General features: G+C 31.6%; 27 protein-coding genes, 1 riboswitch and 1 other annotated feature. Of the genes, 6 read left to right on the forward strand and 21 right to left on the reverse strand.

Annotation, left to right across the window (positions count from 1 at the left end; all coding sequences use genetic code 11):
- Nucleotides 1–372 precede the first annotated feature (372 nt).
- From RRY75_RS07375 to gltX, 9 genes are all read right to left on the reverse strand, one after another.
- Nucleotides 373–1053, reverse strand: coding sequence for an ABC-2 transporter permease (locus tag RRY75_RS07375; protein WP_332528054.1), 681 nt, complete (start codon nt 1051–1053; stop codon nt 373–375).
- Nucleotides 1050–1910 carry an ABC transporter ATP-binding protein gene (locus RRY75_RS07380; protein ID WP_332528055.1) on the reverse strand — a complete coding sequence of 287 codons (861 nt, stop codon included), beginning with the start codon at nt 1908–1910 and terminating at the stop codon, nt 1050–1052. The genes RRY75_RS07375 and RRY75_RS07380 overlap by 4 nt, the downstream gene beginning before the upstream one ends.
- The gene (locus RRY75_RS07385; protein WP_332528056.1) at nt 1910–2287 is read right to left on the reverse strand and encodes a GntR family transcriptional regulator; all 378 of its coding nucleotides are present in this window, start codon (nt 2285–2287) and stop codon (nt 1910–1912) included. Before RRY75_RS07385 ends, RRY75_RS07380 begins: the two co-directional genes overlap by 1 nt.
- Before the next feature lie 409 nt (nt 2288–2696).
- The gene (ybaK, locus tag RRY75_RS07390; RefSeq protein ID WP_332528057.1) at nt 2697–3179 is read right to left on the reverse strand and encodes a Cys-tRNA(Pro) deacylase; all 483 of its coding nucleotides are present in this window, start codon (nt 3177–3179) and stop codon (nt 2697–2699) included.
- Between the two features lie 122 nt (nt 3180–3301).
- Nucleotides 3302–4849 carry a catalase gene (locus RRY75_RS07395; RefSeq protein ID WP_332716156.1) on the reverse strand — a complete coding sequence of 516 codons (1548 nt, stop codon included), beginning with the start codon at nt 4847–4849 and terminating at the stop codon, nt 3302–3304.
- Nucleotides 4850–4928: 79 nt separating this feature from the next.
- Complete coding sequence (locus tag RRY75_RS07400; RefSeq protein ID WP_332527999.1) at nt 4929–5372, reverse strand: DUF523 domain-containing protein; 444 nt, start codon at nt 5370–5372, stop codon at nt 4929–4931.
- 72 nt (nt 5373–5444) lie between these two features.
- Complete coding sequence (locus RRY75_RS07405; protein ID WP_332527998.1) at nt 5445–5687, reverse strand: hypothetical protein; 243 nt, start codon at nt 5685–5687, stop codon at nt 5445–5447.
- Nucleotides 5668–5844: a MutS-related protein gene (locus RRY75_RS07410; protein WP_332528614.1), complete on the reverse strand. Its 177-nt coding sequence runs from the start codon at nt 5842–5844 to the stop codon at nt 5668–5670. Before RRY75_RS07410 ends, RRY75_RS07405 begins: the two co-directional genes overlap by 20 nt.
- A 312-nt stretch (nt 5845–6156) precedes the next feature.
- Nucleotides 6157–7818 (reverse strand): glutamate--tRNA ligase, encoded by a 1662-nt coding sequence (gene gltX, locus RRY75_RS07415; protein WP_332527996.1) that lies wholly within the window; start codon nt 7816–7818, stop codon nt 6157–6159.
- A 116-nt stretch (nt 7819–7934) separates the two neighbouring features.
- Nucleotides 7935–8159: a binding site (T-box leader), on the reverse strand.
- A 127-nt stretch (nt 8160–8286) separates the two neighbouring features.
- On the opposite strand from gltX, the gene RRY75_RS07420 reads away from it, so the two are divergent.
- Entirely contained in the window at nt 8287–8919 is a 633-nt protein-coding gene (locus tag RRY75_RS07420) for an SGNH/GDSL hydrolase family protein (RefSeq protein ID WP_332527995.1), read from the forward strand.
- On the forward strand, nt 8919–9941 hold the full coding sequence (locus tag RRY75_RS07425) for an acyltransferase family protein (RefSeq protein ID WP_332527994.1): 1023 nt from the start codon (nt 8919–8921) through the stop codon (nt 9939–9941). The genes RRY75_RS07420 and RRY75_RS07425 overlap by 1 nt, the downstream gene beginning before the upstream one ends.
- Before the next feature lie 158 nt (nt 9942–10099).
- Here RRY75_RS07425 and RRY75_RS07430 read toward each other — a convergent pair whose 3' ends face one another.
- The 8 genes from RRY75_RS07430 to RRY75_RS07465 all read right to left on the reverse strand — a co-directional run bounded on the left by RRY75_RS07430 (nt 10100) and on the right by RRY75_RS07465 (nt 20957).
- Nucleotides 10100–10267, reverse strand: coding sequence for a hypothetical protein (locus RRY75_RS07430; RefSeq protein WP_332527993.1), 168 nt, complete (start codon nt 10265–10267; stop codon nt 10100–10102).
- A 535-nt stretch (nt 10268–10802) separates the two neighbouring features.
- Nucleotides 10803–12131, reverse strand: coding sequence for an ABC transporter substrate-binding protein (locus RRY75_RS07435; RefSeq protein WP_332527992.1), 1329 nt, complete (start codon nt 12129–12131; stop codon nt 10803–10805).
- A 290-nt stretch (nt 12132–12421) separates the two neighbouring features.
- Nucleotides 12422–13054: a hypothetical protein gene (locus RRY75_RS07440; RefSeq protein ID WP_332716163.1), complete on the reverse strand. Its 633-nt coding sequence runs from the start codon at nt 13052–13054 to the stop codon at nt 12422–12424.
- Nucleotides 13055–13134: 80 nt separating this feature from the next.
- Entirely contained in the window at nt 13135–13941 is an 807-nt protein-coding gene (gene yidA, locus RRY75_RS07445) for a sugar-phosphatase (protein WP_332716166.1), read from the reverse strand.
- Nucleotides 13942–14376: 435 nt separating this feature from the next.
- Nucleotides 14377–15120, reverse strand: coding sequence for a M15 family metallopeptidase (locus RRY75_RS07450; RefSeq protein ID WP_332716169.1), 744 nt, complete (start codon nt 15118–15120; stop codon nt 14377–14379).
- A gap of 239 nt (nt 15121–15359) precedes the next feature.
- Complete coding sequence (gene cls / locus RRY75_RS07455; protein WP_332716172.1) at nt 15360–16901, reverse strand: cardiolipin synthase; 1542 nt, start codon at nt 16899–16901, stop codon at nt 15360–15362.
- 156 nt (nt 16902–17057) lie between these two features.
- A complete protein-coding gene (locus RRY75_RS07460) occupies nt 17058–18770 on the reverse strand; it encodes a proline--tRNA ligase (protein ID WP_332716175.1) in 1713 nt (570 codons plus the stop codon).
- Nucleotides 18771–19166: 396 nt separating this feature from the next.
- Nucleotides 19167–20957, reverse strand: a complete 1791-nt coding sequence (locus RRY75_RS07465) for a polysaccharide deacetylase family protein (protein ID WP_332716178.1) — start codon at nt 20955–20957, stop codon at nt 19167–19169.
- A 195-nt stretch (nt 20958–21152) separates the two neighbouring features.
- Nucleotides 21153–21254: riboswitch (TPP riboswitch) on the forward strand.
- A gap of 92 nt (nt 21255–21346) precedes the next feature.
- On the opposite strand from RRY75_RS07465, the gene thiT reads away from it, so the two are divergent.
- The gene (thiT, locus tag RRY75_RS07470) at nt 21347–22033 is read left to right on the forward strand and encodes an energy-coupled thiamine transporter ThiT (RefSeq protein ID WP_332716181.1); all 687 of its coding nucleotides are present in this window, start codon (nt 21347–21349) and stop codon (nt 22031–22033) included.
- Between the two features lie 17 nt (nt 22034–22050).
- On the opposite strand, the gene RRY75_RS07475 is transcribed toward thiT, so the two are convergent.
- Nucleotides 22051–22338, reverse strand: coding sequence for a YkuS family protein (locus RRY75_RS07475; protein ID WP_332716184.1), 288 nt, complete (start codon nt 22336–22338; stop codon nt 22051–22053).
- Between the two features lie 357 nt (nt 22339–22695).
- Between RRY75_RS07475 and RRY75_RS07480 the strand changes: the two genes are divergently transcribed.
- Nucleotides 22696–23013, forward strand: coding sequence for a transposase (locus tag RRY75_RS07480; protein WP_332716187.1), 318 nt, complete (start codon nt 22696–22698; stop codon nt 23011–23013).
- 108 nt (nt 23014–23121) lie between these two features.
- Nucleotides 23122–23358, forward strand: coding sequence for an IS3 family transposase (locus tag RRY75_RS14265; RefSeq protein ID WP_442935438.1), 237 nt, complete (start codon nt 23122–23124; stop codon nt 23356–23358).
- A 249-nt stretch (nt 23359–23607) separates the two neighbouring features.
- Here RRY75_RS14265 and RRY75_RS07485 read toward each other — a convergent pair whose 3' ends face one another.
- The 3 genes from RRY75_RS07485 to RRY75_RS07495 are packed head-to-tail and all read right to left on the reverse strand — an operon-like array spanning nt 23608 to nt 25790.
- Nucleotides 23608–24081 carry a DUF4446 family protein gene (locus tag RRY75_RS07485; RefSeq protein WP_332716190.1) on the reverse strand — a complete coding sequence of 158 codons (474 nt, stop codon included), beginning with the start codon at nt 24079–24081 and terminating at the stop codon, nt 23608–23610.
- 60 nt (nt 24082–24141) lie between these two features.
- Nucleotides 24142–25023, reverse strand: coding sequence for a ParB/RepB/Spo0J family partition protein (locus tag RRY75_RS07490; RefSeq protein WP_332716192.1), 882 nt, complete (start codon nt 25021–25023; stop codon nt 24142–24144).
- Nucleotides 25020–25790: a ParA family protein gene (locus RRY75_RS07495; RefSeq protein ID WP_332716195.1), complete on the reverse strand. Its 771-nt coding sequence runs from the start codon at nt 25788–25790 to the stop codon at nt 25020–25022. The genes RRY75_RS07490 and RRY75_RS07495 overlap by 4 nt, the downstream gene beginning before the upstream one ends.
- A 185-nt stretch (nt 25791–25975) precedes the next feature.
- On the opposite strand from RRY75_RS07495, the gene RRY75_RS07500 reads away from it, so the two are divergent.
- The gene (locus RRY75_RS07500) at nt 25976–26476 is read left to right on the forward strand and encodes a hypothetical protein (RefSeq protein WP_332716198.1); all 501 of its coding nucleotides are present in this window, start codon (nt 25976–25978) and stop codon (nt 26474–26476) included.

A 26476-nucleotide genomic window follows, 5' to 3' on the forward strand; every position in this document is an offset into this window, starting at 1 on the left:
GAATCGACTGGTTTAATGGTTACTATTTTATTTTCAAAGTTCATTTTTCTTTATTCATCAAGGCCTAAGCCCTTTTCTCAGTGGCGCCTGTGCGCTGCTGACTTGTACTATTATGCCCCATATAGATACATAAGTCAACCCCTTTTTCAAAAAAACTTCATCATTTTACGTTTTACGCCATTTTTCATAGACAAATCATCTACAAAGCACTGTTATATCAATATTTACCCCCTATTATCGTCCCTCTTTCTGATTATCTTTCTTCTATATAAATAGGTTCCTTCATAAACAAGTTTCTTCTGTTTTTTCTATAACCTTATATAAAACAGAAGAGGTTACCACTCTACATGGTATTCCTCTTCCAATGCTTTATTATGCATTAATTTGTTTTTTCTCTAATATATTTGAACTTATTCCGTAGGATAGTCCATAACAAATGAATATACCTATTAAAAAAACGATGCCTATTGAAGAAGGTATTTGAATTTGTGCAAATACCTCTGGTGTTTCAAATGGATTCACAATAACTTCCTTTATGATATTAATAACAACTGAACTTACTCCAAAGAGTACTCCATAAATTACAAACATCACCATACGCATTTTCATACAACCAAATCTTAAAATGATTGGAATAATAAGTGCTGTATAGAAAAGTGCTGATCCTATTAATATACTGCTCAAATTGATCCATCCCATTTGTTCAAATACTTTTATATACTCTTTCTCCATGACAAGTCCTGTACGTAGTACAAGGGTAACCCCAATACCTACTACTAATGAATACACCAATCCTAATAAGTACTTACTCATCCCTACTTCTTTTCTAGATACAGGTAATGTATGATTCAGCGCATTACTATGACTTTGTTCTTCATGTGCCATGACACCATATATTAAGAAGTAAGGTACAATAATTGTTGCTAACATACACATCTGTGGTGCAATTAAGGTAAAGACTGTCATAAATAATAAACTAATAATCCATGTAGACTTTAAGCATTTAAATAAATAGATTAATTCTTTTCTCATCAATAACCCTACATTACTCATTTACGATTTCCCCTTTCTAGATAAACCATTATATCTTCCAGACTAGCTTTGGCAAAAAGAAGATCTTTTCCAAACCGTCTTTCAAGTGTCTCTCTTTGATTGGTAAGTGCTTCAAATCCAAAAGCATTTTGATTAATTCCCTTTAATTCATTTCCTAAGCCCTTATCTAAAATTCTATTAGGTCCTTTAACCATAAAATATTTACTATCTATTGTTTCTTTATCCTCATACACGACTACTTTACCTTTTTGCAACATAACAATGTAATCACTCGCTTTATCTAAATCACTGGTAATGTGTGTAGAGTAAAAAGTTGAAACTTCTTCATTTTGCATATGTTCCATAAGTAAATCTAATATTTGATGTCTTACAACAGGATCTAAGTTAGCTGTAGGTTCATCTAATAATATAAGTTTTGGTCTATGTGACAATGCCATAATTAAAGAGAACTGTTTACCTTGACCTTGTGAAAGGTCCTTAATTTTTTTCTTAGGATCTAAGTCAAATAGTCTAGTATACTTATTGAACAGTGTCTCATCCCAAGCTTTATAGAATGGGGCTATCATTTTTTTTGTATCTTCTACAGTAGCTTCTGTTAAATAGCCCGTAGGTTCTCCTACATAGCCTATTAAGTTTCGTATAGCTACACCATCTTTTTTGACTGTCTTACCAAATATTTTAATTTCTCCTTGTTCTGGTGTAAGAAGACCCATGATAAGTCTAAGTGTAGTGGTTTTACCTGCTCCATTTTGACCAATAAAACCTGTGATATATCCTTCCTTAACAACTAAGTTTGGTATATCTAATGTAAAGCTTCCTAATGTCTTTTTTAAATTACTTATTTCTATTACATTCATTACAATTCCTCCTCATACATTAATTCAATACGCTCTTTTATCTCTTCTTTGGTAAGTCCTATACTTCTCGCACTTTCAATGACTTCACTCAACTTTTCTTCTATTTGACTAATTTTAGCTTCTCTTAAAATATCTACATTCACAGCCGCTACAAATGTTCCCTTACCTGGTAGTGTCTCAATAAATCCTTCTGCTTCTAGTTCCTCATATGCACGTTTAATAGTAATAATGCTTACTTTAAGTTCTTTAGCTAATCCTCTTATGGATGGTGTCATTTCTCCTGGTTTTAGAATTCCAGTAATAATGAGTTGCTTCATTTGCTCCATAATCTGTGAGTACAGTGGCACAATACTCTGATTACTAATAATAATATCCATCCAGTAACCTCTTTCTATATTTCTATTATATGTTTACTGCTTTTAAGTGTTCATAACTGTATATATTGAATATACACACATATTACATCCTTATTAATTCGTTGTCAATAGCCTTACCATACTTTTTAGCATGCAAAAAAGCCTACTTAAATCCATACCAACGTCATGGTTAAGTAGACTTTTTATAAGTTATAAAACCTTGCCTTCTACCCAAATTAACTTTAGGTAATTTAAATAGAAGGTTTATCTTTCTGGTGGCTCATCTCCAGCAGAAGAATCTGCTTTAGCCTCAGAGTTATGAATGCTTTGGTTAGTAGAACTTTTCATTGTACTTTCCTCCTACATTCAGGATTGGTTTTACAATAGTAGTTTATCCTGTATTTTCGTTTTTATACACAACACATTAAAATTAATTTAAATATGTTAATACTACAAACTCTGCTTCCACTAAATTTTTAAGCACTTCTGGTTGAAGTGTTACTTGAACCCCAACTTTACCCGCACTAAAAGTCATTTTTTCTAACTGAGTTGCTGACTCATCAACAAAAGTTTTCAATAACTTTTTCATACCTATAGGCGAACAGCCACCTCTTATATATCCTGTTGTCTTTTGCAAATCTACTAATGGTAACATATCTATATTTTTCTCACCAGTAAGTGTGCAAATCTTCTTAAAGTCTAATTCTTTACTTACAGGAATGACACACACATAGCAAGTTTTAGATTTACCTTGTACAATAAGTGTCTTAAAAACTTTCGATTCCTCTATACCAATTTTATGTGCTACTGCTACACCATCCATCTTTCCATCTTTCACTTCATATGTGCTACATTCGTAAGGAATCTTCTCCTTATCCAAAATACGAATTACATTTGTTTTGATAACTGCCATCCTTTCAGTCCTTTCGTATATCTCAAATTAAATTTAAGCCTATTATATCATAATTCACTTTAAATATTATCTTTCATAATTAAAAGGCCTAACCTGCTTTCTTCAGATTAAGCCTCTTAATTTTATTTTGTTGTATAAGTAGATTGTTTGGGCATTGTATGCTTAACGCGTTCATCTTGACTCATATTAGCTAATCGAATCACATCATTAAAATCTAATTTTAAAAATTGTGCAATGAGTTCTCCAAGTGTTTGGTCACATTTATAGAATAAAGCCGTTTCTCTATATTGCAAACTTAAATCTGCTTTTTTAAGACTGTTTACTACGTTATAAATGAGATGACCTTTACCTTCTTGATCTAGGTAATCTCTATAAAATTCTCCCGGCTGTATAAAGTCTCCTTCATCTGTCTCAATAGTATGGCGCTCAATTATGCCATCCACAGGAATAGGTGGTTGAGCATCTTGCGGTGTCACTTCCACATCGGCAAATGTAGTTGGATAATAATTAGGTGCATTACCCATATTGCCATTAACTTGCATAAATCCATCTCTTTGAGTGGTATAAATATTAGCATATTTCGGTGCATTAATAGGAATCTGCCTGCTGTTTACGCCTACTCGATAACGTTGTGCGTCTTGATATGCTAATAGCCTCCCTTGAAGGAGTTTATCTGATGAGGCCCATATTCCAGGAACAAAAGCTTGAGGACAAAATGCTGCTTGTTCTACTTCCTCAAAGAAATTAATAGGATTTTTATTAAGCACCATTTTTCCTAATGGTATAAGCGGATGGTCTTCCTCATACCATGTTCTTGTTACATCAAAAGGATTAACTGGATAGTTTACAGCTTCTTCAGGTGTCATAATCTGTACGTAGACTGACCAAGAAGGATACTCTCCTTTTTCAATGGCATTAAATAAATCCTTTGTAGAATAGTCAGGATCCATCCCATTCATTTGTTCTGCCTCTGCTGCTGTAAAGTTTTCTATCCCCTGATCTGTCTTAAAGTGATACTTAACCCATACATAATCTTTATTTTTGTTGTACCACATAAAGGTATGACTTCCGAACCCATCCATAAATCGTGGACTCTTAGGTGTACCCAAGTTAGAAAATAGTCTCGTAACTTGATGCAATGATTCAGGTGTAAGAGATAAGAAGTCCCAAAACATATTAGGATCTTTTAAATTGGTTTGAGGGTTTCTCTTTTGTGTATGAATAAAATCAGGGAACTTAATAGCATCTCTTATAAAGAATACAGGGGTATTATTCCCAACTAAATCATAATTTCCATCCTCTGTATAAAACTTAAGTGCGAATCCTCTAGGATCTCTAGCTGTATCAGCTGATCCTTTCTCTCCACCTACCGTTGAAAAACGTGCAAACATAGGTGTACGTTTACCTACCTTATTTAAGAACTTAGCCATTGTATAGTTTGATAAGTCATTAGTTACTTCAAAATAACCATGAGCGCCCATACCTTTTGCATGTACAACTCTCTCTGGTATACGTTCCCTATTAAAGTGCGCAAGCTTTTCATTTAAATAAGAATCTGCAAACAGTGTATACCCTACCTTCTTCCCTGTTGTTAGGGATGCTTGGTCATTAGTTACGGGTGTAGCTACTTCTGTAGTAAGCTGATTAACTTTATTTTTATCGTCGTTCACCTTACTTCCTCCTTATATATACTATCACCTTAAATCATATGAGGAGCTGCTCGTACACTATGTTTTATTTTATTCTACATTAATCTATCACTGTATCTATTTCTTTTTCTGTATAGACCTTAATATTATTCTTCTTTAATAATCTAGTGGTTAATCCATCCCCATCAACTAATGTCCCATTAAAATTTCCATCGTAAATTTTTCCACATCCACAAGAAGGACTTTTTGCTTTTAAAATAGCTACCTGCGCATTTAATACTCTCGCTATTTCTAATGTTTTTTCTGCTCCTATTATAAATTCAGATGTATATTCTTCCCCTGTTTCGCTTAATACCTTTTCTAAGCCATCTGCATCTTTTACTATTTCACAAGGTTTTCTAGGGATAGGTAATTCTCCAAATACTTCAGGACATACACTAATAGCCTTTCCCTCTTCAACTAACTTCACTACTTTTTCACAGGTATTATCTCTCCCATCATATCTACACTTCACACCAGCTAAACATGCACTTACAATATACATAACATCCTCCTTTATTTCTCAGGAAATACCATTTATATACTATTGATTATATTGTAGTATAACTTTTCAATCCTAACTTCGCAATTTTTCGATGCCTTCTTTACGTATTTTCTTAAGTGCTTTTTTAGACCCTCTAGTGATGTCATGTTCTAACTTACGTTCTTTATAGCTAGTAAATAAATTTTCTATCTCATAATCTACTGGATAAAGTTGTTCACACTTAAGATAGGGTTTCACAGCCTTTTCATGAACTTCTATAAACGCTTCCTTGTAAAATAAAATAATATGATTAAACTTATCCTGGTTCTGTACCACTTCCTATTTCATCAAATAGAAGCAACGTAGACTTATTCGTCTCTTTAATAATACTTGCTAAATTTTTTACATAAGATGAAAAAGTGCTTAAGGAATTTTCTAAGCTTTGGTCATCTCCTATATCTGCAAAAACTTTTTCATATACATGTTCATTCATTGCTTTCGATTCTCCTTTAAAATAACACTTAATTCAATTACTTATTTTTATAAAGATACCGAACTTAATCGGTAAATATCTTATTTTTGACATCAAAAAAGCAGCATACCTCGGTACACTGCATCAACTCAATTTATTATGCTCTATCCCCCTATTAAAAGGTATAAAGACATACAGCTCTCTAAATCATAAAAAGGATATAAAACTAAAGACTTCCGTTAGTTTTATATCCTTTTTATTTATAGATTAATCTACTTATTCACTTCCATAGAGTCTCTATGCATTAAGCAATAGTCTCTTTACTTTTTGTTCTTAAAGATTTTCAAATTTTTCAAAGCGTTCTTGTACTTTTTCTTCACCTAAAATCTGCATGATTGTGTATAGGTCTGGTGTATTACTTCTATGTGTTACAGCAGCTCTTACAGCACCTGCTACATCAGAAATCATTCCTTTGTAAGCTTCTGGATTGGCTTTGTACTCTTTACGGTTTGCACAGTATCCAAGTTCAACAGCAAAGTTTTTAAGTGTTTCAAACCATGTTTCTTGACTTTCTTCATTATGTTTGTACGCATCTTTGTAAGCTGCAATAATTTCTTTTGCAGTTTCAATTGTCATACCTTTTGGAAGTTCTACTTGCTCTGCTGTTTCTCCGTAGAAGAAATGATCGAAGAAGTATGCGATTTTTTCTTTTACTTCCATCCATTTAGCAAAGTCTTTTCTTGGTTTTAGGCCTTCTCTATCAATACTAAAAATTGCTTTTGACATTTCGGCATTAGCTGTTATAAGTTCATACATTTGTACATCATGTTCTTTAGCCCACTCTGTGTAAAGGTCATATACTTTTTCACCTGGCATTCTAGCAATAACATCTTTACTCACATCATTTAATTTAACGATATCAAAGAGGGCACCACTTTTGCTCATTTTATCAAGTGATACTTGGAAGTCATGGTAATCATCCATTGGGTTTTCTGTTCTCCACTCTTCATAAGTAGAGTTGATGATATTAAGAAGGTATTCAATAACACATACTGTTGGATAACCTTCTTCATCATAGTAGCTTACAGCACTTTCAGCATCTTTTCTTTTTGAAAGCTTACGTCTTGAATCTCCATCCATTTTCATGATTGTTGGAATATGTCCATATTCTGGTCTTTTGAATCCAAGGACTTCAAAAAGTTGTACGTGAATTGGAAGGGAGGATAACCATTCTTCTCCACGTGTAACGTGTGTTGTACCCATTAATGCATCATCAATTGCATGTGCAAAATGATAAGTTGGCAGTCCATCCCCTTTGATAATAACAATATCTTGATTATTTTCTGGGAATGAAGTATCTCCTTTAATAAGGTCATGGAACTCTACTCTTGTTTCTGGATTTCCTGGTGATTTAAGACGGATGATATATTTTTCACCTGCATTAATTTTTGCCATTGCTTCTTCTGGTGATAAGTTTCTATATTTTGCATACTCACCATAGTAACCTGGTGTTACTTTTTCTGCTGTTTGTTTTTCACGCAGTGCTTCTAACTCTTCTGGTGTTGCAAAACAGGGGTACGCTAAACCTTTTTGAATTAAAGCTTTTGCAAAAGCTTTATAGATGTCAGCTCTTTCACTTTGTTTGTATGGACCGTATTCACCGATTGATGTATCATCTCCTGTCATCCCTTCAGTGAAATTCATACCATATTTATTCATTGTACGGATTGTATCAGAAATAGCACCTTCTACTTCCCTTTTTTGGTCTGTATCTTCAATACGAAGATAGAATACACCTCCACTTTGTACCGCTGTTCTTTCAGCTACTAATGCAGCAAATACACCACCGATATGTTGGAATCCTGTTGGACTTGGCGCATATCTTGTTACACGTGCACCTTCTGGTAAATTTCTTTTTGCATAAGCATTAATATAGTCTTCTGGAGTTTTTTGAATGTCTGGGAAAATTAAATCTGCTAATTGGGTTAAGCTCATGTTCTTCTTCCTCTCATCTCTTATTATTTTATTTTGATTTACTAGATTAGTGATAGCAATCCTTTTCTTTTAACCTTCATATTTGTAGGCATAAAAAAAGCCCCTCATCCTAATCCTCTTAGGACGAAAGACACCTTCCGCGTTACCACCTAAGTTAACTAAGTCCTACTTAGCCCACTCTTAATCTTTAAGGGAATTACCCCATAAACTTACTCCTCACAAGTGAGATTTTCAGTTTATAGCTAAAGAGCTTCTTTCTAAATGATTCTAGCCTAGGTTCTCACCCTCCCTAAGTCTCTGTTCTTTCCTCAATTTATACTCTTCTCTTTAATTGCCTTACCTATATAATATATCTTCATTATACCTACCATATCTTTTATTGTAAAGGCTCATTATTTTAAGGCTATTCAACAAAGAATTTATTACCTATAATAAAGTTAAATAGATATATACTAGGGAGATTAGACTATGACTTTTTTAAAAGAAAATGATGTTATTCTGTTTCAAGGTGATAGTATCACAGATTGTGGTCGTAATAAATTAAAACGTACTGATTTGGGTGATGGATATGTCAATCTTATTCATCATTACTTAGAGACTCATTATAGTGACTTGCATACAACTTGTATGAATAAAGGTATTTATGGCAACCGTACAATAGATCTTAAACTGAGATGGCGCTTAGATTGTTTGCGCATTGAAAAAAATGTTCTTTCACTCCTTGCTGGTATTAATGATACTTGGAGACGCTATGATTTCAGTCTCGTAACATCTCCGGAAAGATTTGAAGAAAATTATCGTTATTTTCTAGAGAGTAGTTTAGAAAGAAATCCTAACTTACGTATTATATTACTTTCGCCCTTTTTACTTCCTCATAATGAAGACCAACTTAGATGGTTTGAGGACTTAAATCCTAAAATTGCTATTGTAAAAAAATTGGCTCAAGAATTTAACACCCTTTATATTCCTCTCCAAGAAATTTTCAATGAAGCTCTAACACCTGATCAAGATGTTTTTTACTGGACTATTGATGGTGTGCATCCAACACCTAAAGGTCATATGCTCATTGCAAAAGAATGGCTCAAAAGGAGTTTAACTTAATGGATAAAACTTTAATAGTTAAAGAAAGAGTTTACTTATTAGATAATCTTAAAGGACTTCTCATTTTTCTAGTTGTATTTGGACATTCTTTAGAACTTTTTAAAGACGATTACTTTGCAACTCAAGTCCTTTATACGTTTATTTACTTATTTCATATGCCTGCATTTGTATTTGTATCTGGTTACTTTTCAAAAAATCTAGATAAATCACGTGCTACTGCCTTCAAAAGTTTTCTTATGCCTTTCATTCTTTTTAATATCATTTGGAACCTTATAGCGGCAGTAGCTACATGGGATATGAGCCAATTTTCCTTCCTAACTCCAGGTTGGGCCCTATGGTATTTAATGAGTATGTTTTTCTGGAAAATCTTCTTAAAGGATTTGGTTAAAATTAAATATGTCTTACCTATTAGTTTTATTGTAGGGTTAGGTGCAGGCCTTTTTAGTGAGTTCAATGGCATTTTGTCTCTATCTCGTACACTTGTATTCTTTCCATTTTTCCTAATTGGTTATAAAACAAGTGAGGACAAGCTTTTTAGACTCAAAAAACCTACACGATTCTTTTCTTTTGCTATTACCTTACTTGCCTTGTCCTTTGCTATTTTTATATGCTACTTTAAAATATTTCCTATAGAGTTTCTCTATGGCAGTGATGCATTTGAGTCCTATACAGTACCTTTATGGCTCGGACTTATTAGCCGCATACTTCTCTATATTATAGGTTTCTCTTTTGTTTTTGTACTTGCAAATACTATGCCCGCTAAATCTACTTTCTTCAGCAAAATTGGTTGCAATACTTTACCTATTTACATTTTGCATACTTACTTGTTATGTATTCCAATTGCTATCAATTATTTTATTCCCTTTTTATGGGCTAAATTAGGTATTTCTCTTTTATCTTCTATTGCCATTACCTATTTACTTTCCCGTAATAAAACAAACTTTTATTTTATGAAGTATTTAAATGCTCTAATAAGTCATATGCTTCATCCTGAAAAAGATACTACTAAAAAGAAAACATAAAAAGAAGTGCAAGATTTTTATTCTTGCACTTCTTTTTGATGTACTGCCTCTTTCATTACTTCACAAGTCTTTTTAATCTCTTCATCTTTGCTATTAAGAGCTATTCCTTCAAATTAGTTAGGATCTTCCTTATAAATTTCTTTTAATATTTTATTCCTCTATTTCCCGAAGTTAATTTTAAATGCTGCTTCCTTAAAGGGCGTCAGCTCCGTACTATATAATTCTTCTTGCTTGATAAATTCTTGCATTTCTTCTATATCTTGTGTAAAAATTTTACTTAGTGAAGTAACTTGTAATACCACATCAATAAAAGCTCTTTTTAGCAACTTAAAAATCCTATGATTGAGGATTAGGAATTTGATATCTAAGCCGTTCTATTTATCAATAAATTGTTTTACTTTTTCCGATTCTATTCCTGCAGGAATGTAGTCACTATTTATCCACCTATATTTTTCTCGCAAGCGCTACAGTTTCCTAATCCTTGTACTACCTTTTTAGTGTCTATCTAATAATATACACAAAAAAACACTTTCATAACCTTACACATAATCCATCGTTTCATATTTGGGGTTTACACCTAGCATCATACAAATCTTTTCCCCTCCGGGTTTGAGTAAAGTAGGCTTTAATGTGCTAGGTATAATACCATAATCATGCTCTTTTCTTAAGGTTTGTTGAACAATAAGCTTGAAAAACTTGCATACTTCTAATAAATCAAATTTAAGATAAACAGTGACGCTCTTAGTTTAATCATTTTTATACACTTTATGTATTTAAACCATGTTCACCATTATATAACAATTACAGACGTGCAGATAAAAAGGGTGTATGCTTCAAGCCTACACCTTTTTTCTTTAATAATTATTGAGCGTTATTAAGGGTAATGATTTGATCAACAACTGCTGATGGATCTTCTGTTCCAGCTGCAATTCCTGAAACTTTACTTAATAAGTATTCCCAAGCTGGTTTTGCAAGCCATCCATCGATAGCTCCATCTACAGCTGTAGCATTACCTGCCATAGCAGCACCTGCAGCACCAAGTGGAGATAAGCCTGTAAGTTCACCAACATTAGCTGCTGGAGCACCACCACCTGCTAATGTTACCATTTCAGCAATCGATTCTGTTGTTGTCATAGCTTGAATAAATTTAACTGCTTCTTCACGTTTTGCTGGATCATCCCATGCTTTTTTTGTGATATAGAAACCACTTGAGAATCCTGAAATAAGTTCTTTACCATCACATTTACCATTACCTGTACCTGGCATTGGAAGAAGTGTAACTGTATCAGAATCACCAAATTTAGCTACACACCAGCTACCATCTACGAACATCGCAGCTTGTTTATTGATAAATTGAGCTTCTACAAGCTCATTTTGTGTTGTAGCTGTATCTACTGGGAATGCACCCATATCGTTAAATTTTTTGAAATAGGATAAAGCATTTACCCATGTATCTTTAACTGCAGTAATATCTCTGTTACTGTGATCTTTAACACCACCTTCAGCTAAGATAAGGTGCTCAATCCAGTAGTGTGGAATATGTCCTAATGCTACTGCAATAGGCGTAATATCTGTTTTAGCAAATTCTGTAATAGCATTTTCTAATTTAGTCCAATCTGTAGGAAGATCAATTCCATTAGCTTCAAATAGATCTGTATTTACATAGATACCTTCATAGTAACCATGTGTTGGAATAGCATATTGAACACCATCTGCACATGTAGCTGATGCTAATGCAGCCGGGTTAATATTTGACCCATAGTCTGGATATACTGCTTGAATTTCAGAAAGTGGCACAACTTTACCTTGCTCTACTATTGTTTTAGAGTTTACATCTGTAAAGAAATGAAGTACATCCGGTTCATTGCCTGCTGCAAAGTCTGTAAGTACATTTGATTTCCATGTTTCATCTGCTGTAGCTGCCTCAACCTCTAATGTAACATTTGCATTATCTTTTTGGAATTGATCAACTACTTTATCAAGTACTGCAGCCATTGGATCTGTACCACCAAACATTGATACAACTCTAAGCGTTACAGGGTCAGCTGATTTTTCTTCTGCTGGCTTCTCTTCTGCTGGTTTTTCAGTTACTGGTTGTTCTTCCGCTAGTTTTGAGTTACACCCTACAAATACTCCCCCAAGCATTGTAGCAGCTAATCCTAATGCTAATACTTTTTGAAATTTCTTCATTGAAATCCATCTCCTTTTACTTACTTAGTTTTTATAGATGATTTTATGTAAGTTAAATTATGTTCTACCAACGAGTCACCCCTCATAGTTATTCTGACAAATTGATTATAACATTTTATATAAATTTAGTAATAAGATAATTTTGCCTTTTATATTGTTTTCTTGGTGCAATTGTTAAATATCTATATAACACTCATTTCCATTTATTAACTCATATTTCTATTTTTTTATAGTTGCATTAGAAAAAGTCATTGAACCAGCTGCTTTAACTTTCTAGTTCAATGACTTTCTTAACGATACAAAATATTTCCAAGTTCAATATGAGAACTACTTAGTATCTCTCCATTATATACAATTTCTATACCATCTATCCAACTATAAGGGCTATTCCGTTGAAGCAAACTCTCTTCTAAAATAGTCATTGTAATCCCTGCTCCTGTTGAACCTTGGAAATATTGATTCATCCACTCTGATGTCTCTCCTATATCCTTTAAGTTAATTAAAGCTATTTTTTTATTTCCTATAGTCTTAATTTCTTCAACTTGTATTTTAAGTCCTTCAAATGCTAACCTTGAAATTTCATCTGCTATCTGTTGAATTTTCTCCTGTAAAGACATGTCTTTTTCTATTACTACATTACCTAGTTCTATAATTTCCCAAGAGTCTACATCTCTCGTATATAATATATAGTCCTCTTCTGATAACTTTTGCATTTCTGCTTTTAAATTTTTATTTTCTTCTATTAGTTGATTCACTTGTTTATTGAGCTTATCAATTTCTGCTTCTAACTGCTGCTTTTCTTCTTGTAGAACAATTATTTGCTTATCTGTGTCTTGTGGTGATTGTACTGGTTGTGTTGATATACATCCTGATAGAGCCATGATTCCAATAGAAAGTAAAATTATGCCGATTTTTTTATTCATGCTCTAGTCCTCCTATTTATATTTTGTTTAATTATAGCATATTTATTTTACAGTTTAATTAAGGTTACTCAACAACTCTATTACATCCCTAAGATAAACTTATTAATCACATATGCTACTCCATCTTCTTCATTAGATTTTGTTACAAAGTCTGCCATTTCCTTAACTTCATCAAAAGCATTTTCCATTGCTACTCCAAGCCCTGCATAGCGAATCATATGTTCATCATTTCCTGCATCACCCATGCAAATAATATCTTTTCTTTCAATATCTAAGATATGAGCCAATGATTCTACGCCCGTTCCTTTATTTACTTGTTTATGTAAAAATTCTAAGAAAAATGGTGCGCTTCTTACTACTGTATACTTTTCATAAACATCTTGTGGAAGTTGTGAAATCGCTTTTTCTAGTACATCAGGTTCATCTACCATCATAATTTTTATAATTTCTTCTTCTGGTGAAAGCTCGTTATAGTCTACTTCTTTAACCGGTATTCCATTAATTTCACCTTCATGAAGAGAATATTTACTCATCATTGGTGTAATACACCCTTCTTTTGAAAAGGCATGAATATTAACCCTTAATTTCTGTGCAAGTGTATAGAGCTCAACTAAATCTTGCCCATTTAAAGTAATTCGGCTAACAATTTCTTTTGTTTTTGTATTTTGTACAATAGCTCCATTAAAACTTATTACAAAATCTTGTCCGGATAATAAATCTAGTTCTTCTAAATAACGTTCAATTCCATCTATAGGTCTTCCTGATGCAAGCACAACCTTAACACCTCTATCTTTAGCTTGCTCTATTGCTTTTTTGGTAGCCTCTGATATTGTCTTATCATCTTTTAAAAGTGTACCATCCATATCTAGTGCAATTAATTTATACATAATAAATCTCCTAAGTTTCATTATTTTAAGTTAATCCTTTATATCTCCTAAAATGATTATACCAGTAATTATAGCAATCTCATACTTTTTGCTTACAAAATAAACTTTTCTAAGTTTATTTTTATAATTTATAGTTATTTAAACACTTCTAAATATCTATGTGATAGGAAATGTTTGATCTTATCAATTTTCTTTAAAGATTAATAAATGCAATGATTTTGTATACTTTAGCGTATAACCATATATATAAATAGACAAAAAACTTCCTTAAAACCTGGAACTTTGCCGCACTCATAAGCTACCTTATTTTAGTCTTAGTATTTGCCTGGAGTAGGCTACCTTAAGGTGGCTTATTGTGCCTTTCACATTAAATATCTCATGTATTACACGCAAAAAGGACTACTGCACTCAATTAGGCAATAGTCCCTTATCCGTTTATTGATTAAAAAAGATTGCACTTTTTTTAATCAACCATTTCAAATCATTTTCTCCAATATCTTTATCCTTCCATTTTGTCAACTCAGTTATAATTTTTTTATCTACTAATATTTTTAGTTGATCATCATAACTATTTTTTATTATTTCATTAACTAACTTTTGAATAATCGCTGTTGTATAATTTACGTTAAGCTTAGGTATCCAATCTGCCTTCGAATTAATAATCCCTCGTTTCACTAATATATCTACAGCTGTTTCATATTCTTTATCCACACCGTCTTTAACTACACTATCCTTAGCTACATCCTTGGAAGGTGTCTCATTAGGAGGTCGTTTACCACTATTTAAATCTTTGATAGATAGTCCAAAGGTATACTGAAAATGAGGTGTATCTGAAAATGATGACCAACTTCCTCCCCAGTCTAACCCTAAAGCTTCTCCTATTGTACCTACTTTAGCTAAAATACGCTTATCATATTCTGCTCCTTTTATATTCTGATAAACATCAAAAGCTAATCTCCATTGATGATAAGAGGACATACTACTCCCCCTAGCATTTGTCACAATACTTCCAGGTCTTGTTCTCCCTTGCTCATATAAATACTCCTGTCGTTCCATTGAGCGATATGTTTCACTAATCTTTATATTTAATCCTTGCTGTTGGCATTTATCTAGCAGTGCTTGTGCTAATTGTTTTACTTTAGGATGCAATTCATTTAAATCTCTACATATCTCTACCATTAATTTGCACTCCCTTTCCCTTATATATTCAATTATATTCCATAAATAAAGTTAAGGTTCATACTAAAGTTGTTTATTTTATAGATATAAAAAACGCTCCCTTATTGGGAGCGTTTTCATTAGGTTGGTATTATGAAATTTTACAGGTTGAATAGCATTACATACATCTTTATTATACCATATTTATCCATACTGTCTACATAATATCTGTATAAAAGTCTAAATAATTATTGTGTTTACTACATAAGTGGAGCAAAACATCTCATAATAGACCTCATTAATCTTATATACCATTTCACACGATAACATTCTTCTAGGGTTACAGCTATGCATTCTTCTAATGTACTCAAAAAATCATCTTTAATTTCTTGTATAGCCTCGGCTTTATACATAAATATACCACATTCAAAATGTAAATATAGGCTTCTAAAATCTAAATTAATTGTTCCTACCACTCCCAATTCATCATCTGCTACAAAGGTTTTGGAATGTATAAATCCTTGTGCATATTCATAAATTTTAACACCTGATTCTATAAGTTGTTGATAGTAGGCTCTTGTTAGTAAATGTACATACCACTTATCGGGAACATGCGGTGTTATAATTCTTATATCTACACCACCTTTAGCTGCTAATGTCAATGCTGTCATCAACTCATTATCAATAATAAGATATGGCGTATTGATGTATACATATTCTTTTGCTTTATGAATAATATTAAGATAGACATTCTCACCTACAGTTTCTTCATCCAAGGGGCTATCTGCATAAGGTTGGATATATCCATATCCCTCATATATTTGAGGTATTCTCACTAAATATTTCTCATAACTTTCTTTAAAGTCATCTTCTCTTAATCTATCGAAATTCCAACACTGTAAAAACATAATCGTCAAATTTTGAACAGCATCTCCTTTAAGTAAAATACTAGCATCTTTCCATTGTCCATAAGGATTCACTACATTAATATATTCATCTGCAAGATTTGCCCCTCCCATAAATCCTACTTTTCCATCAATTACTGTAATTTTTCTATGGTCTCGGTTATTAATTTTTAGAGATAATCTAGGCTTTAATTCATTAAATACCATAACTTCAATTCCTAATTTTTCAAGCTTTTCGTTATACTTATATGGCAATGTTTGAATACATCCTGCATCATCATAAATTAATCTGACTTCTATACCTTGATTTATCTTTTGTATTAATATTTCTAAAATGCTATCCCACATAATACCTTCTTCAATAATAAAATACTCCATAAAAATAAATTTTTGTGCCTTTTGAAGTTCTTCTTTAAGTATTTCAAAAAATTTTTCACCCGGAGTCAAATATTGAGTTGATGTATTTTTATGCATTGGAAAGCTTGAATATCTTCTTATATATTCTGTTTGATTTGAAATGTTTCTATCAACTTCTTGCAATTTGTTTATTATTTTTTCATCCTGGTATAAAAACTTTTTTGTATCTTCATAAGTCAATTGAACAGACCGTTTAAATTTAGCACCTGTTTTATCTCCACCAAATATAAGATAAAATAATCCTCCAAACACCGGAAATAATAAAATAGGAATTATCCACGCTAACTTATACGAAGGATTATCTTTTTTATTTAAAATATAAATTACAACTATTATACTTACAATAGTAAATACTACATAGAGATACACAAAATACTCACTTAGCTTCCAAATTCCTATACCTAATATAATCGTTTGCAAAAAAATTAATACTCCTACAATAAATAATCTACTAAATAACATTTTGAGTACTTTCTTCATATATCCGCCTCTATTCAAATCCCTATACTCTAAATAATATTATTTTTTACTTATTATATGCATTTTTATAAAAAAAAAATAAGTACTCAGATCAGCTCTGAGTACTTATTTCTCTTCTATTCTAAATCATAACTTCTACGTTAGCAATTAGTTATCTTATAAATTATTTTTAAGTTCTGTAATAAGGTTTTGTACCTCTTGTTCAATATCTACAATGTTTACTAGTTTTTTAACAGATTTATCTCTTGTCATAAGCTCAACTTGACCATTCTCAAGATTTCTTTCTCCTACTACAATGCGTACTGGAATACCCATTAAGTCTGCATCAGCAAATTTAGCACCAGGACCCATCTTACGATCATCTATGATTACTTCCCATTTATTATTTAAACGATTATAGATATCTGTACCCACTTCATTCATATCTACTTTTTTGCTACCTAATACACAAATGTGTACTTGCCATGGTGCAACTGAAATTGGCCATATTGGGCCATATTCATCATGATGAGATTCAATAATACATGCAAGTAAACGACCTACACCAATACCGTAACACCCCATAATAGGTGTCTTTGCTTTACCATCTTTATCTGTGTATGTCATTTGCATACTCTCTGTATACTTCGTTCCAAGTTGGAATATATTTCCTACTTCAACACCTCGTTTAAATTGAAGTTTTCCATCACAGCATGGGCATGTATGACCTTCATTAACTTCTGCTACATCATAGAAAGTCTCTACCTTAAGATCTCTTGGTACACTTACACCTGATAAATGATAATCTTCCTTATTAGCACCACATATAAGGTTTGTTTCACCTTCTAATGAACTATCAAATACAATTTGTGCATTTCCAGCTTCAAGTTCAGCAGGTCCCATAAAGCCAAAGCATAAGTTAGATTCTTCATAACTTGTAAATGGTGTTACATTTGCTTGTACAATCTTGCTAAGTTTTGATTCATTTACTTGTAAGTCGCCTCTGATAAATACAATAAGAGGTTCTTTTCTACCTTCTACTTCAAACACAGCAGCTTTTAATAATCTATGATTTGGTACATTAAAGAAATTTGCTAATGAATCAATATCCTTAATCCCTGGTGTATGATTTTCTTTTGTTTCTTCTTCTGCAATTTCATATTTATCAAGTTTAGAAGTAGCAACTTCCATATTAGATTGATAATCACAAGAATCGCAAATAATGATTGTATCTTCACCTATATCAGTTAGAAGCATAAATTCATGGGCCACTTTACCACCCATCATTCCTGTATCAGATTTTACACATACTACCTCTGGTACACCCGCTTTTCTAAACACATTATGATAAGCTTGTAAACAGCTATCATAGTATTGCTCTAAATCTTCTTGTGAAGTATGGAATGAATAAGCATCCTTCATAGTGAACTCTCTTACGCGGATAAGGCCACCACGTGCTCTTGGTTCATCTCTAAATTTAGTTTGAATTTGATAAATCATAAATGGATATTGATTATATGAACGAGCTTCCGTACGTGCTAAATGCACAGCTGCCTCTTCATGTGTCATCCCAAGCAACATATCTTTTCCACTACGATCTTTAAAACGTACAAGTTCATTCCCCACACTTTCAAAACGACCTGATTCTTGCCAAAGCTCAGCTGGCATTACAACCGGGAACATGACTTCTTGACCATCAATGGCATCCATTTCCTCACGAATAATGTCCTCAATTTTAGTTGCAATACGTTTTGCTGGCATTAAAAGTGAATAGATTCCATTAGACACTTGTCTAATATATCCTCCTCTTAAAAGATAAATATGGCTTATACTTGTTGCATCACCTGGTTTTTCTTTAATACGTTCGCCTAATAATTTACTAAGTAACATAATTTTTGTCCTCTTTTCTTCAATTTTATTATAATTAAATTATATACTTAAATATATTTATAAAAAACTTAAAGCTACTATAAAATTAAACGTTAATAAAAAAGTCCCTATGCAATATTGCATAGGGACCAAATTAACGTTTGGTGGTACCACCCTTGTTATAATAAAAGGCATTAAACCTCTAACTATCACTCTTTACTCTATATCGGGAGTATCCGTTACGCTTCATCACGTAATGCTCAGAGCTAGGACAATAAACCTTTTCTCTAGGAACCTCTCAGCCAGTGAATTCCCTTTCTGTTAAAGATTTTAATTCATTGATTTCTCTTCATCGCTGTATTATTATTCTAATCATATATTTTAATGAATTTTTCATAAAAAAGCAAGGATTCTTTTCTATTTTATTGTTAAATCCTCTATTTCTTTAATTAATGCTTCAGGTGTTGTTGTATTTGAGACATGAATACGCTTTATATCCGTTGTTTCAGTTTTTCCTTTATTTTTAATCAAATTAGTAGCTTGTAAGTCAATTCCTACACTTTGTGCCCACTCTTTAGTTTTTTTGTTATGCTGAAATTGTGGATATGCCAATACTTTTACATCACGTTCCCCTAATTGTTCTTCAATATGTGCAAAAGATGTACTTATTTGATATAATGCATCCCCTTTACCTATTTCATCTAATAATGCGTGTTGGAATGTATGACTTTGCATATCTATTAATCCGCTTTCTTCCATTTCCTGTGCTTGTTCCCATGTAAAATGAGGCATTGTCGTTTGTATTCCTACATATGCTGGTGTAATAAAATAGGTTGCTTGCATATCAAATTCTTTTAAGATAGGATATGCCTTTGTATAGTTACTCAAGTACCCATCATCTGTTGTAATAATTACTGGCTTATCTGGTAATCCCCCTACCCCATCTAAGTAATCTTTTAAAACTTTAAAGTTTATAGTTGTATATCCATTATCTTTAAGTTCTTGTAACTGCTCTCTAAAAAGTTGGGTCTCTACTGATATACTCTGTTCACTTTCTAAAGGCCCAACCTGGTCTTTAAATTCATGATACATCAATACTGGTATATAGTTTTTATCATAAATCATTGTATCTTTTTCAGTATATGCATTAGACTTTCTTTTAGCTCGTGGCTTTTTATTCACTGAATCACTACAATCAATATAATAATTTTGTACAACTGGATTTTCTTCATTTTTAAGTTTAATTATAATTTTTAATACATTTATTCCATCCATTAAGCTATAGTCTTCTGCATCCAACTTGAATGGATATCTGTAACTTGTAGTAAGTATATTTTCATTTAATTTATAGGTAACTTGTTCAATATTTTCATCAAAATTTAACATTAAATCTAAATTTTCTTGACTCATTACAATACTAATATCATCCTTATTTTCTAATTGTACTTCTATAGTCGCCTTATTTTGTATCGCCATATTATAAAGTTCAACAACTCTATAATGTGCCTTATTTATATCTGCTTGTTGAAATATCACTTCTATATTAGGTACTATTAATGGAATTTGGTAATATAAGCGGCTTATTAAATCTAATTGTTGGATTAAATCCTGTTGTTCTTCTAAGATACAGTCATTAATAATTATTTTAATACGATCTTTAAATTCTCCTGGTAATTCAGATAATACTTTAAGTTCTTCTTCTCCCTTAACATTTATATATGCATAGTTAATGTCTTGTTTCTTATATAATTTCAATGCATATTCAATAGGATATGCAACACTTAAATCAGCATATTTATCCTGTATATATTGAGTATGTTCAACGAGTTGATCTATACTTTTTTTATTCCAACTATCATCTATTTGAATAATTAAAATCACTTGTTGATTGCTATATTGATCTGCAATTTTCTGCAAATCTTTCTCTATATTAATTGTCGGTGTATACTTTATTTGTACATTCTCAAGACTAATCTTATGATTTTCTATCGTATCATCAAGACTAACCCATTCATATTTATTATTTTCGTTTAAAAATTTTTCATTAATTCCAATCTTAAAATTAGCTTCACTTTGAGTTCTAATTGCATATACATCTACTACGTTTTGTTTACCCTTACTTATTCCTATATAACTTCCTATTACTAAGATAGATACTCCAATAATTACACCTATGTATATCTTTTTTATAAGTTTTGACTTTTTCATTCCCTTCTCCTTTGAATCAATCATTAATCTTATTGTAACATACTTCTATTATTTTTTGCTTTATAATAATCTATTACAAAACACTTTATTATTAATAAAATGATAGTTATATTTTTTCCTCATTGACTTGTATAAAAAAATGAATTAATATAATTATAGATAATATATAATTATTATAAAACAAATTAATATTTATAAGTATGCTAGGGGAGCCCAAAAGGGCTGAGAGTGCATTTTGCAGACCCTCAGGACCTGTACACAGATAATGCTGCAGCAGGGAAGTGTGTAAACGATAAGTTAATAAACTGATGTGCTTAGTTGCATTTTTATTACTATGACTTTATATTAAATCCTCCCTTTCATATTTATAACAAAAGGGAGGATTTTTAATGTCTGATTTTTTAGTAGGGCTTCAAGAAACACCATCAATGATATGGGTATGTTTAGGTATCTTCTTAGTTATACTTGTTTGTATTAGCATTATCAAATTTAATAATCTAAAAGTATCTACACCAAAACTTACAACAAAGACTTTAGCTTTTGGTGGTATGTGTGTTGCACTATCCTTTATTCTTTCTTATATTAAATTATTTGAAATGCCTCAAGGAGGTTCTGTTACTTTAGTCAGTATGTTACCTATTATGCTTTTTGCCTTCGTATGTGGTCCTACTGCAGGTATTATTGCTGGCCTAGCTTATGGATTTCTTCAATTTTTCCAAGGTGCTTATGCTGCCCACTGGATTTCTATTCTACTAGATTATCCTCTTGCTTTTGCTTGGTTAGGCATCGTAGGTATCATTCCTAAAGCTATCAAATCTATACCTTTAAGGTTTGCTCTAGGATCTTTTATAGCTATTTTAGGTCGTTTCTTTATGCATCTACTTTCTGGTGCTATATTCTTTGGTGAATATGCTCCTGAAGGAATAAATCCTTGGATTTATTCTTCTGTATATAATGCTGGTTACTTATCTATTGAATTTATCACTACTTTAGTAATTGGAATTATTATTCTTACAACTCCTATTTATAAATATCTTAAGGTTTCTTTTGCATCATCTCATACTAATTCATTATAAATGTTTCACGTGAAACACTAGTATATATCTTTATTAATTCGCTCAGAGAGTATAGCTTCTATCTCTTTGGGCGTTTTATTTTGAGAATTAATCATCAGTACACCATGTCTAATGTTTACATGCTCATTATGTGCAAGATTAATTAAACTTTGCTGAATATCCTCAAAATTCTCTTCCTCTTTTTTTTCATAAATAAATGCATGGACTGGTCCAATATAATCTTCACAATTATAAATTTCATATTTGCCCGTACTTTCAAGATATTGCTTAATATAATATAAGTTTTTTTCTACAGTTACAATCATAGCACTCTCTCTTTTCATTTTTATCTTATTTTTTCCCATTCGTGCTAATTCATGCCTATAACTTATAAATAATTTTAATCTTAGGTAATAGTTGTGAGCTTACTATCGATAGATTCTCGCAAATTTATTATTGCGCTTTCAATTTATCTTTTCTAATCTAGTATATATTCTTTCTATTTTTATTATTCATGTTTACCCTTGAATAGTACATACTGTGCCTCTTTAGAGGCTCTTCCACCTATATGATTAAAAGGTATCAGGCCTAGCTATAATGGTACCTGTAATCTAGACAGCTAAATTTCTATTTCTTAATGAATCCTGTTATAATAACTTTAACTACAAAAGAACAGTATTCATATGAGAAAAAGACGAAATTTTACACCTGAGTTCAAAACTCAAGTTGTACTAACATTACTTAGAGAAGAAAAAGATCTTGCAGCACTCACTTCAGAGCATGATATTGCACCAAACATGCTTCGTAACTGGAAGAAGGAATTTTTAACAAATGTCTCTAGTGCTTTTTCTAATAAGAAAGAAGTTGCTTTTGAAGAAGAAAAGATTGCCTATGAAAATAAAATTGATCAGCTCTATAATACGATAGGTCAGCTCACTGTAGATGTGAACTGGCTCAAAAAAAATCTGAGCAAGCTCTTGGATCTGGCTGGGAAGAAATAACTGGTTACAAAGGACGATCCTAAACTTTCTGTATCCAAACAGTGTAAGCTGCTAGGCCTTAATCGTAGTAGTGTGTACTATAAGGAAAAATAATCCACAGAGCTTGAAATTCAGCTTAAACACGCTATCGATGAAATGCATACAGCTCATCCAGCTTGGGGAACTAGACGTATAACGGAAACCTTAGTAACGAAGGGCTATTGGGTAGGTCAGAAGCTTGTCAGACGCTATATGCAAGAAATGCGTATCTATGTCATCTATCCAAAACCAAACCTATCAATACTGAATAAACAGCATAAAGTTTATCCCTATCTTCTAAGAAATTTTTCTATCACCATACTGTAAGGTTACTTCCAAAACAATAAACTATTACACCTATTATATAGTAAAATATGGTTCATTAAGAAATTCTAAATAGTTGTCTTGACAAAGGAACCACTATATTATTTCTAATAAAACAGGCATAATCATCTTACTAAATACTAATTCTTTATTAGGTCTACTAAAGAATTAGTCGCAACTTCTATTTTAAAATAAAAAATCCGGTCTAAACATTATTACTTTAAAGTATATGTTTAGATCGGATTTTTTATTTTAGATAACTTGATTATTTTCCTGTGCTAGGCGAATAGCTTCTTTTTCTTCCTCAGATAGTTTATACGTAGATTGACCTGCCTTAACAGGTTTAGAGTAGATATAAGATCCATCTCTACTGTATATTCCATTTAATATGATTCCATTATTTTCTGCATCCATCATAGCAATTGCAAATGATAATTCTGCTCCTACATTTTCAATTGCATTATATCTTACTATCCCTACTTTTTGTGTACAGTATTTAAGTTGATTACTTAATTTATTAATCTCTTCCAGGATTTCTCCTTCTTTTTCTTTTACATGATTAACTTTTTTTGCATAATGAATAAGTAAATTTTCTAAGTCCACATCATCTTTTGTCATGAATGTTTCATATTTACGTTGAACTTTTTTAAATTTTGATAAGCTTACTAATAGTAAAACAAATAAAATCAAACAAAAAATTCCTAACCCAATTACAATATAGCCCATATACGGCTCCATCATACTAATTATACTTTCCATATTAAACTTGCACTCCCTTAGTCCTAATTACTGCTGTATTCTACTAATAATTCTTTCTAGCTCTTCACTACTGTAAAATTCTATCTCTATTTTCCCCTTACGTTTTCCTTGTGTGATACACACTTTTGTACCTAAGGATTTTTGGAGATTTTCTTGCACTTCGTTAATAAAAACATGACTTCCTGATTCTCTTTGAATCAGTTCTTCTACTTTTTTTTGTGCTTTTTTCTTATTTATTTCTTCTTGATTAAGTAACTGCTGAACATACTTTTCTGTATCACGTACAGTAAGTTCTTTTTCTATAATAAAATTAGCTGCTTCTTTTTGTATTTTGGGATCTTTTAAGATTAGTAAAGCTCTTGCTTGTCCATAGCTCAATTCTCCATCTCTAAGTTTTTGTTGTAGGTCTGTAGTGAGTTTAAGTAATCTCATAATATTCGTTACTTCTGACCTACTCTTACCTACTCTTTTAGCTACTTCTTCTTGAGTATAGTCAAATCTCTCCATTAATAAACTATACGCACAGGCCAATTCCATACTATTTAAATCAGCTCTTTGGATATTTTCAATAAGTGCTACTTCTAGTACTTGTTTATCATCAAAGTCTTTAATTAAGATCGGTACTTCTCTTATTTTTGCTAATCTTGCTGCACGATAGCGTCTTTCTCCTGCTACTATTTCATATTTATTATCTTTTACTCTCACAATAAGCGGTTGTAAAATGCCATGTTCTTGAATAGATGCCATTAATTCATTAAGTTCTTCTTGGTCAAAATTCTTTCTAGGCTGGTCATAGTTGGGCTCTACCTCATTAATATCTACCATCTTGATGCCTTCATTTTGATGACCTAGTACTACTTCTTCTGATAGTAATGCATTTAAGCCTTTTCCTAAACCTTTTTGTCTCATTTCTTTTTATTCCTTCCCAAAAATTCTTTAGCCAATTCTCTGTACTGTTCTGATCCCTTAGAACGCGTGTCATAGTTAATGCAAGACATTCCATAACTTGGCGCTTCACTCAACCTTACACTTCTATTAATTTTTGTTTCATATACAAATTTTGAAAAGTGATTATTAACTTCATTAACGACTTGTGTTGATAAGTTTGTTCTTGTATCAAACATCGTAAAAACAATGCCTTCTAATGTAAGATTTTTATTAGTAGATTCCTTTACTAATTTAATTGTTTGCATTAATTGTGAAAGGCCTTCTAACGCATAATACTCACATTGCATAGGAATAAGTACCGTCTCAGATGCTGTTAATGCATTAATAGTAAGAATATTGACTGCAGGTGGGCAATCAATAAAAATATAGTCAAACTTATCTTTTATACTTTCTAATGCTTTTTTTAGTATAAATTCTCGTTCTACTTTATCTACTATTTCAATCTCTGTACCTGCAAGATTCATATTAGAAGGAACAACTTTTATCTTTTCATTTGGTGATTCATAAATAACTTCATTTATGTCTCTATCCTCAGTGAATACATTATAAATTGTATAAGGTATACGATTTTTAACAAGACCACATCCACTTGTTGTATTTCCTTGAGGATCAATATCTACCACTAACACTTTTTTCTTTTTTTCTACTAGGGCAGCTGCCAAATTAATAACTGTCGTAGTTTTACCTACGCCCCCTTTTTGATTAACTACTGCAATGATTTTACTCATGTAGGTCTACCTCATTTTCTTAATTTATAACGCATATTTTATAATCAGTATATCATAAAATATTTAGTTATTACATTAATAATGCTTTTTTAGCATAAAATATCTCTTCTCTTTAATATAATAGAACAAGTCTTAAATTATTTTCGAATGTTTCACGTGAAACATTTGTCTTATGGAGAAGAAAAATGAAAAAAAATAAGTTTAATTTTTTATCAAAACTCTTAATTATTATTACAATCATATATGTTGTTATATTTATTATTTATCAATTTTATGGAGCTAATATTGGTACACTTAATATTTCTATCGCTAGTGATAAAGAACAGGTAGAAGCTGTTCAAATTTCTATTACTCCTACTAAAGATTTAAGACAATATTATCTTCTTATTTATGAAGACAACTTTTCTGATAGTTGGCTTTACTTTATTTCTAATACCTATAATAAAGATGCTCAACATATTTTAGAGGAAATTCTTCCTCCACATACTGATAAATATGTTTTTTTAGAAGGCTCTTCTCAAAAAAACACACATACTTTCACTATTAAATCAAAATATCCTATTAATCATCTCACTAATCAAGACCACGCTTTCCATGCCTATTTAATAGTTCCATATGAAATTTTTCCATTCCCTATATTTTATTATATTAAGCATCAAGTTTTCTTTATTAATATTGGAATTTAA

The organism is Niameybacter sp., from assembly GCF_036655075.1.
Classification (GTDB): domain Bacteria; phylum Bacillota; class Clostridia; order Lachnospirales; family Cellulosilyticaceae; genus Holtiella.

What these genes read in the sequence shown, in the direction of transcription:
- RRY75_RS07460 (WP_332716175.1), bottom strand. Translation starts at nt 18,770, where the DNA reads ATGTTACTTAGTAAATTATTAGGCGAACGTATTAAAGAAAAACCAGGT.
- RRY75_RS07425 (WP_332527994.1), top strand. Translation starts at nt 8,919, where the DNA reads ATGGATAAAACTTTAATAGTTAAAGAAAGAGTTTACTTATTAGATAAT.
- RRY75_RS07385 (WP_332528056.1), bottom strand. Translation starts at nt 2,287, where the DNA reads ATGGATATTATTATTAGTAATCAGAGTATTGTGCCACTGTACTCACAG.
- ybaK (WP_332528057.1), bottom strand. Translation starts at nt 3,179, where the DNA reads ATGGCAGTTATCAAAACAAATGTAATTCGTATTTTGGATAAGGAGAAG.
- RRY75_RS07475 (WP_332716184.1), bottom strand. Translation starts at nt 22,338, where the DNA reads ATGATTGTAACTGTAGAAAAAAACTTATATTATATTAAGCAATATCTT.
- RRY75_RS07435 (WP_332527992.1), bottom strand. Translation starts at nt 12,131, where the DNA reads ATGAAGAAATTTCAAAAAGTATTAGCATTAGGATTAGCTGCTACAATG.
- RRY75_RS07440 (WP_332716163.1), bottom strand. Translation starts at nt 13,054, where the DNA reads ATGAATAAAAAAATCGGCATAATTTTACTTTCTATTGGAATCATGGCT.
- RRY75_RS07375 (WP_332528054.1), bottom strand. Translation starts at nt 1,053, where the DNA reads ATGAGTAATGTAGGGTTATTGATGAGAAAAGAATTAATCTATTTATTT.
- RRY75_RS07410 (WP_332528614.1), bottom strand. Translation starts at nt 5,844, where the DNA reads ATGAATGAACATGTATATGAAAAAGTTTTTGCAGATATAGGAGATGAC.
- RRY75_RS07450 (WP_332716169.1), bottom strand. Translation starts at nt 15,120, where the DNA reads ATGGTAGAGATATGTAGAGATTTAAATGAATTGCATCCTAAAGTAAAA.
- cls (WP_332716172.1), bottom strand. Translation starts at nt 16,901, where the DNA reads ATGAAGAAAGTACTCAAAATGTTATTTAGTAGATTATTTATTGTAGGA.
- RRY75_RS07490 (WP_332716192.1), bottom strand. Translation starts at nt 25,023, where the DNA reads ATGAGACAAAAAGGTTTAGGAAAAGGCTTAAATGCATTACTATCAGAA.
- RRY75_RS07465 (WP_332716178.1), bottom strand. Translation starts at nt 20,957, where the DNA reads ATGAAAAAGTCAAAACTTATAAAAAAGATATACATAGGTGTAATTATT.
- RRY75_RS07420 (WP_332527995.1), top strand. Translation starts at nt 8,287, where the DNA reads ATGACTTTTTTAAAAGAAAATGATGTTATTCTGTTTCAAGGTGATAGT.
- thiT (WP_332716181.1), top strand. Translation starts at nt 21,347, where the DNA reads ATGTCTGATTTTTTAGTAGGGCTTCAAGAAACACCATCAATGATATGG.
- RRY75_RS07500 (WP_332716198.1), top strand. Translation starts at nt 25,976, where the DNA reads ATGAAAAAAAATAAGTTTAATTTTTTATCAAAACTCTTAATTATTATT.
- gltX (WP_332527996.1), bottom strand. Translation starts at nt 7,818, where the DNA reads ATGAGCTTAACCCAATTAGCAGATTTAATTTTCCCAGACATTCAAAAA.
- RRY75_RS07380 (WP_332528055.1), bottom strand. Translation starts at nt 1,910, where the DNA reads ATGAATGTAATAGAAATAAGTAATTTAAAAAAGACATTAGGAAGCTTT.
- RRY75_RS07495 (WP_332716195.1), bottom strand. Translation starts at nt 25,790, where the DNA reads ATGAGTAAAATCATTGCAGTAGTTAATCAAAAAGGGGGCGTAGGTAAA.
- RRY75_RS07485 (WP_332716190.1), bottom strand. Translation starts at nt 24,081, where the DNA reads ATGGGCTATATTGTAATTGGGTTAGGAATTTTTTGTTTGATTTTATTT.
- yidA (WP_332716166.1), bottom strand. Translation starts at nt 13,941, where the DNA reads ATGTATAAATTAATTGCACTAGATATGGATGGTACACTTTTAAAAGAT.
- RRY75_RS07480 (WP_332716187.1), top strand. Translation starts at nt 22,696, where the DNA reads ATGAGAAAAAGACGAAATTTTACACCTGAGTTCAAAACTCAAGTTGTA.
- RRY75_RS07400 (WP_332527999.1), bottom strand. Translation starts at nt 5,372, where the DNA reads ATGTATATTGTAAGTGCATGTTTAGCTGGTGTGAAGTGTAGATATGAT.